The sequence below is a fragment of the Candidatus Uhrbacteria bacterium genome (assembly GCA_016187485.1).
In the GTDB taxonomy this organism is placed as follows: Bacteria; Patescibacteriota; Patescibacteriia; order UBA9934; family UBA10169; genus JACPJO01.
Genome location: JACPJO010000002.1, coordinates 88,700 through 96,882, shown reverse-complemented (window position 1 = coordinate 96,882; position 8,183 = coordinate 88,700). Strand labels below are relative to the sequence as shown.

The window sequence follows — 8,183 nt, the reverse complement described above, 5'->3', positions numbered from 1 at the left end:
CCGCAATGATGAAGTTGGAGTCCGAGGTGTCGGTGGCCAGGGTGGCTCCACCGGCGTCACGGCCGACGATCTTCACACGGGCCTGAGAGGTTGCCGTGTTGGGCACGCTCCAGGTGTGGGAGCCGTCGTTGGCGGTGCCAGCCGCAATGAGGCCATAGTTGGCGCCCCCGTCAACCGAGTAGTATAGGTTGATGTTATTGAGAGATCCCGTTGAGCTCCACGTAATCGTATGCGTGCCGCCACCCGTGAGCGTTTGTCCGCCGTTGGGCGAAGTCACCGTCACCGAGTTGCTCACGACCGTGACGGTCGAAGCGCCTCCACCACCTCCCCCGCCACCCGAAGAGGACGGGTTGAGAGTGGTGAACGTATATGGCTCCGTCGCCACCGTTGCTGCCGTGTTATAAGTGTTACCTGCTGGGTCAACCACGCCAGTCGTCACCGTCACTGTTACCGTGGCACCAGAGCTGAAGTTGCCACTTGTCTGTGACACGGTGATCACACCAGCGGAGCTCTCCGTAAGCGTAATGGTCGGTGAGCCAGTTCCTGTAGCCGTGATATTTCCCGATGTGGTAGACGATGCCGCCAAGTCTTCCGAGAAGGTAAGGGTGAAATTCGCAGAGGCAGGGATGAGCTGGCCACTGTTTGCTGGACTGGCGCTCATGAGAATCGGGTCGGCATTGTCTACAGCAGTTACCGTATGGTCCTGGGTTGCAACGGTAAGTGCGTCGGCATCGCGAATACATCCAGCCCCTGAAGCACAGACACGCACGGTTGGAGTACTCCCCGTATCCGCACTGCTTGCTTCCGTGAGAGTAAGGGTTACAACTCCGGCTGATGTCTCACTTGCAGCAGAAACGGTATAGCTCGGAGAAGCCACGGTGAAATCTGCCGTCCCTACACCTGAACCTGTAAGATCTTCAGAGAATGTTACGGTGATTTGGTCAATCATCCCGTCAAGGTCTGTATCTGCCGTCTGGGTGCTCGCGGTAATCATGTTCGGGCCCGCATCATCCACAACAGATTCGGAATCGTCAGGATTGGCTGTCTGATTTGTTCCATCTGTCCATTGAGTCGTAATGCCATTGACGGCAGTAGAACCAGCAGCTGTGTTTATGGTTGACTGACCAACAACACTGGTGAGGGTAACTGTATTGCTGGAGCCTGCCGGATCACTGATCGTTGCAGACGTTACCGTTTGCCCGTCTGGTAACGTAATCGTACCGAGATCGGCCAGTACCGGTGCAGCTCCGTCATCTGTATCTAGGTTCTCTGACCAGCCAATAGCGATAGTGTCAATAAGACCGTTATTGTTGGTTTCACGAATCGTCACCGTATCAATCACCGGCGCGGCATCGTCTTCAACATCGGCTGTCGAGACTGTATGGAGAGCGGCATAGGTATTGCCTGCCGCATCTGCGAAGACAAAGGTGCTGGCCGCAAATCCGATAGTGAACGTTGTGGAGTTTGTATCAACAGCTGTCGATTCTGCGGCTGCCGTCAAATCATCCACATCAAGCGTTACGGTACTTGTGTTGGAGGTAATCTGATCTGTCGTTGAGTCCGTGCCAAAGCTCAACCCCGTAAAGTCCCCAACCGTCTCAACCACATCGCTTGGTTCAAAGTTTGAGGTCCCCGCATCCATGGTTTCTGTCCACGTGATGACAGCCTGATCAATTTGTCCATCGAGATCCTCATCTTGGTACGCCACATTGCTAATGATCGGCGCTGCTTCGTCCGTCATATCGGCAGCAAGAATCGTTACCGACGTCTCTGTGTTTGGTGAAGCAATGTTGTCTACAAGCGAATAGCTTCCTGTTGTTTCTACAAGGAATGTAGCGCTATTCGTATCTTCGGCAGTTGCTTCCGTGGTGGCATCCACATCAATCGATGTTAGACCATCACTTGAGATCAAGTCTGTCGAGCTCGCACCAAATGCCAGAGCCGTAAAGTCCCCTGCGGTATTCACAGCCAAGTTAGAGTTGGAGAAGGTACTTGATACATCCAACGGCTCAGAGAACGAAATTCTTACACGATCAATCTGACCATCCGCATCCGTATCGCGATAGGAAGCATCTACAATTTGCGGTGCCGCACCGTCCGTGCCGGTTACTGTTTCCGTGTTTGCCATCTCCAGGTTTCCTGCGGCTGTCTCATCAATTTGGCCGGTGCCTGCAACAGCATACGTCGGACTAATGGTTGCCGCCGTAGCGTCGTTGAAGTCTACGCCAACTGTAAGCGTAAGGGTTTCTGTATTCGTCGCGGCGTAAGAGCCTGCCGTCACCGTAACCACCCCACTGCTGGAAGCAAGGGTAACAAAGCTATCTGTGCCACCGTCTGTGACATCAACAGGTTCAGAGAATGTGAGAACAAGTCGATCCACGGTTCCGTCGCTGTTGTTGTCCCCTGTCACTGCCGAGATAAACGCCGGTCGCGCGTTGTCCGTTACGGCTTGCGAGTCGGCTCCAGAAGTATTGCCGACAGCAAAGTCTTGGATAAGAGCCGCGCCCGCCGTGTATGTTCCCGTGGCATCTGTGTCTCCGCTTGCCGCCTCGGTAATACCTACGTAGTTCGTGTTGTCATCCGCCGTATCTGATACGGAAGTCGGTGTAGCAAGCGAACCGGAGAGTACCAATCCGCCAGAAATCGAATCTTGAGCTGCGGCGAAATCCGAATCATCCACCGTCTCAGTCCATACCGTTGAGAGCATGTCCACTTTCCCATCTGAATCATCATCCATCGTAGACATGCTGACAATCACCGGTCCAGCTCCGTCTGTTACGGTGAAGGACGAAAGAATGATGTCATTGCCTGCACTATCAATAATCGAATTGGCTGTTCCTGCGTCCGTGTAACTGATAACAGGATCTATCTCTCCACCGGTGAGATTCGGCTCGGCGGCCCAGGGTAGCTGCAAAGTGGCTGTACTGATAGTACAAGAGCCTGACGGGTCAGAAGCGAGAGTTATCGTCCCGGCCGTGTTAAACGACCAGTCAGCAGCTTCAATCGCGGTACAGGTATAGGAGGCCTCTGTTGTAAGTAAGATGTCCAGGCGGTCAATCTGCCCGTCCACGCTCGTAACATCCTCATATGTCCCCGAAAGTGCCACCGGTCCGGCGGCATCGCTAAGCGTGAGGGACGAGATATTTTCGAGCACATTTCCGGATCCATCCACTATGGAATCCGCTGTTCCAGATGCACGGTTGTATGCAACCGTTGGCGGAGTCGTACCACCTGTTTCGTTTGTATCCGCAGAGACGGTAAGTGTGAGCGTGACGGTCGAGATTGCGCCAGCCGTATCATCCGTCATGCCGATATCTCCCGCGGTAATCGTCCAGTCCGCATCCTCATACGTACCCGCCGCGACGGATTCAGAGAAGGTAATCGCCGCACGGTCAACGGATCCATTGTTTCCGTTGTCTGTGAATTGAGCCGAGAGCGCAACCGGCTTAGCGGCGTCCGTTCCCGTCATGGTCTCCCCCGTCAATACTTCGATGGAGTCTCCCTCACCAACAATCTGGTGAACCGTCGCGCCGTTTACCGTATAGGTGGGGTTGATCGTCACGTCCGTACCTTCCGTGGTTGTGAGGCCAGAGACAAGAAGCGTGAGTTGGTTGCCGGATTCCACATAGGCAGAGTTGCCAATCGTGGCTGTCCCCTCGCTGGCCGTAAGACCGATGTCCGAGAAACCGTCACCTGCAACACCGTCTGTTACGTTGATGGCTTCAGAGAATGTCAGCACCAAGCGGTCCACATCCCCGTCGCCGTCGTTGTCGCCCGAGGCAGCACCCGTGAAGGCCGGCGCGGCTGTGTCATCTGCCACTTCTGCTTCCGAGACCGTCAAGTTTGACGGTGCAGCAGAATCATCAAGCGTTCCTGCCGTGTAGGTAATCGTCGGTGTGCCATCCGTCGCGAATGTTGTGTTATCAATGACGAGGTAGTAGAGCGTATCGTTTGCCGTAGCTCCAGAGTCACCGCTTGAAACCGTGCCACCGTTTGAGAGCGTGAAGTTTCCAAGCGTAACCGAGGCATCGCTGATGCTCTCCGAGAAGAGCATCTCAAGAGCATCCAGGCGTCCATTTGCCGCGGCCCCCGTCATGGCTCCATCTGTTCCTGCCGTGTATCCGTCTAGCGTATCAGCATCAAGCATTACTGGTGGAGCACCATCAACGGCTGATCCTGCCGCTTCTTCATCATCCATTTCAACAGGCGTCACGGCATTGTCTCGAATCGTCGAGACGCCATCCTGTTCATAGTTAATGGTTGAAGTGATGGACGTGCTGCTGGCTGTACAGTTCGAGAGCGTGAGGTCCATCGTTGTTGTGTCGTCGCTGGCACTCAAGTCTTGGTTTGAAATTGTGCAGCTGTTCTGAAGGCCCTCAAAAGCGTCAAACCCGTCTCCCGCACCACCATTGTCAACGGTGTCAATGGATTCCGAGAAAACAAGCTCGAGCTGGTCGACCGTTCCGTCGCTATTGGTGTCGTCAGTCGTGGCGGTAAGAATCGCCGGCGGTGCGCCGTCAAGACCTGTTGACACTGTTTCGTTGTCGTCCATCTCAACCGTAGCATTGTCGATAATGCTCGTGTTGGCATCGCCAGAGTTGTAAGAGAGCTCAACCAAGATTGCCGTGTTGCTCGCTGTACAACTTGCAACGGTGAGAACAGAGGATGTCACGTTGCTTGCTGTTTCGTCTTGATTACTGATGGCACAGGAATCCGTGAGACCATCAAAGCCTGGGAAACCGTCCGCAGCAGCATTGGTGTCTACAATGTCTACTTGTTCGGAGTAGGCCACCGTGAGCTGATCAACGGTACCGTCTCCGGAAGTGTCGTCGGTCGTGATAGAGAGGATTGCCGGCGGAGCGCCGTCGATACCCGTAACCGTTTCTCCATTGTCTGCCTCCACCGGTGTGACGGCATTATCCTGGATCTGGCCAGACGCCGAGGCATAGGTCGGATCAACAGTGATAGACGTATCATTTGAGGTACAGCTTGCAACAGTGATTGTCGAACTTGTGGCATTGTTCGCCGCATAGTCCGCATTAGCCGCCACACAGCTGTCCGAGAACGTCACGCCTGGGAAAGCATCGGCACCAGAACCATCCGTGATGTCTACAGCTTCGGAGTAAACGATGGTGATCTGGTCCACGTTGCCGTTTCCATCCGTGTCATCGGAGGTCGACGAGATAAAGGCGGGCGGAGCGTTATCTATACCTGTCACTGTCTCTCCGTTGTCCATCTCCACCGGAGTTGCTGCGTTGTCTTGGATCTGCCCAGAGGCGGCCGCATAGGTGGGATCAACCGTGATAGATGTGTCGTTTGATGTACAGCTGGAAACAGTAATCGTGCTGCTTGTGGCGTTATTTGCCGCATAATCTGCATTGGCCGCAACACAGCTGTCCGAGAACGTGACACCTGGAAACGCATCCCCGGCGGCACCATCTGTGATGTCTACTTGCTCGGAGTACACCAGAATAATCTGGTCCACGTTGCCGTTCCCATTCGTGTCATCAGAGGTCGACGAGAGAATCGCCGGCGGAGCCCCATCAATACCTGTAGCGATCGTCTCATCATCATCCATCTGCACGGAAGCATTGTCGATAATGCTTGTTGTTGCATCGCCTGCATTGTAGGCAAGCTCTACGAGGATGGACGTGTCGCTCGCCGTACAGCTTGCAACAGTGAGAACCGAAGATGTCGTATTACTCGCCGTCTCATCTTGGTTGCTGATGGCACAGGAGTCCGTGAGGCCATCGAAGCCGCCAAAGCCGTCTGTGCCTGTTCCTGTATCCACAATATCAACTTGTTCGGAGTAGGCCACGGTAAGTTGATCCACTGTACCGTCTCCGGAGGTGTCATCTGTGGTGATGGAAAGAATGGCTGGGGGAGCACCATCGGTACCGGTCGCTACCGTTTCGTTATCATCCATCTCAACGGAGGCATTATCAATAATGCTTGTGTTGGCGTCGCCGGAGTTGTACGAAAGTTCTACTAATATGGACGTATCGCTCGCCGTACAGCTTCCTACCGTAAGTACTGAAGACGTAACATTGCTTGCCGTTTCATCTTGGTTGCTGATGGCACAGGAGTCCGTAACGCCGTCAAAACCAGGGAAACCGTCTGCACCAGCGTTGGTGTCCACAATATCCACCTGTTCCGAGTAGGCCACGGTCAGTTGATCCACTGTACCGTCTCCGGAGGTGTCATCGGTCGTGATAGAAAGAATCGCAGGCGGGGCACCGTCAACCTCTGAACCAGATGCTTCCTCATCATCCATCTCGTTTGCAGACGCAGACTCATCAAGAATAGTGTTCGTACCATCCTGTTCGTAATTGATCGTTGTGGTAATAGAGGTATCGCTAGCTGTACAGCCGGAAACGGTAATGGCGATGGAGGATACACTGTTGGAAGCCAAGTCTTGGTTGGCAATCGTACAGCTATTCTCGAGTCCCTCAAGACCATTAAAGCCGTCTCCCGCGTTCCCATCAGCAATATCAACGGTCTCGGAGAAGGCGAGCGTGACGCGATTTACGGTACCATCGCCATCCGTATCGTCCGTGGTTGAACTAAGGATGGCCGGCGGAGCGTTATCACGTTCATTCGTTGTCGTCTCTTCATCCTCCATTTCAATTGGACTTGCAGCATTATCAAAGATCGTCGAAGCGCCATCCTGTTCATAGTTAATCGTTGTGGTGATGGCTGTATCGCCCGCAGTACAGCTAGACACTGTAATATCCATGGACTCTGTATCGTCGCTAGCGCTAAGATCTTGGTTGGCAATCGCACAACTATTTTCCAGACCCTCCAACGCATTAAACCCGTCTACAGCACCACCAGAGTCAACGGTATCAATGGGCTCGGAGAATGTTAGCGTCACCCGATCCACCGTGCCGTTGCCATCCGTATCATCTGTCGCGACACCCACAATGGCAGGCGCAGCCCCATCTGTTGAAGCTACTGCGGCGCCTGTCGCGTGTAAGTTTCCGTTTGATGTAGTAATGCTACTTGATGTCGTTTCACGGACGCGGCCAACAGTGAGATCTGAAAGTGTCGTGTTTGCCGTCACTTGTACAGTCGGGATCGCATCCGTATCGAAGTTTGGGGATGTTTGCTCTGTCACTGTTACACGAATAGTAAGGTCACCCGACGTACTCCCCGTCCCGACTGACTCGCCGGAGTAACCAGCAACGTCAATCGTCAAACCGGAGAAATCATCATTCAACCCGCTCGACTGCGCATCTGTAAACACGACATCCACCGCATCGATAAATCCATCATCATCGGCATCAACAGTCGTTCGGCTTGAGACAGTCGGAGCCGTCGGGTCAAAGATAAGGTTCGTTGTGTCTGCAACCTCTGCACCATTCGTGCTTGCGTCGCTAAACACGAGGTCACCGTTGTCTACTTTGACATCAAAGTCATCCCCGGCATCCGTGTCAGCGTCATCGGCACCAGATCGAATGACAATATAAAAGTCATCGCCGCTGTTTGCCCCCGTGTCATTCGCGGGGAGCGATGCGGTGACGTTTACACGCACTTCACCAGCGCCGTTGTCTTCCAGTGCAGATGAACTCACAATGCTATCTGTGGAATCAAACTGGCCAGATGAGCTTCCGTCGTCAACATAGAGCGCAACACCTGAGGCCTCATTCACACCAGAAGCCAGAGCAGCAAGATCAGTAGCGTAGGTAAACTCGCCACCGCCTGCATCATCAACAGAGACATCTACGTAATCAATAGACTCTCCCGCGCTTCCAACTACATCAATCCCGACCACCGGAACTTGCAGTGAACTTGCCACGATACCGCGGTTCGCTGTCGTAATAAGCGGATCCACCGTGAGGCCAGAGATCGCCGCTCTTGAAAACAGCGTCGTCTGGGTCACAAGGGACACCGTGGCGGCAAGCACGACGGCCGTAACCGTCGTAAGCGCCAGCCATCCTCCCTTCCCGTAAAGTACTGATTTAACGTATTGACTCATAATTCACATGTTCTCGAACTCGCTATACGCGTATATGAGCGACTTCGATTTTAAAATTACTTAACAAAAGGCCGCCGTATCGACTTACGACGTAAAATACACTGAATAGACTGCATTCGTTAGATGCATAGGTACCTATGTTGTATGGAGGGAGTATAGCACGACCCTAAAAAACACGTGAGTTTCGACTGTGGAAATCTGTGGA

The 8,183-nt window shown here is 53.5% G+C and carries 1 protein-coding gene; it reads right to left on the bottom strand.

Annotated elements, in window-relative coordinates:
* The coding region (locus HYW18_00905; protein ID MBI2484695.1) for an Ig-like domain-containing protein at nucleotides 1-7,978 on the bottom strand (7,978 nt) is incomplete at its 3' end.
* Nucleotides 7,979-8,183: the final 205 nt, after the last annotated feature.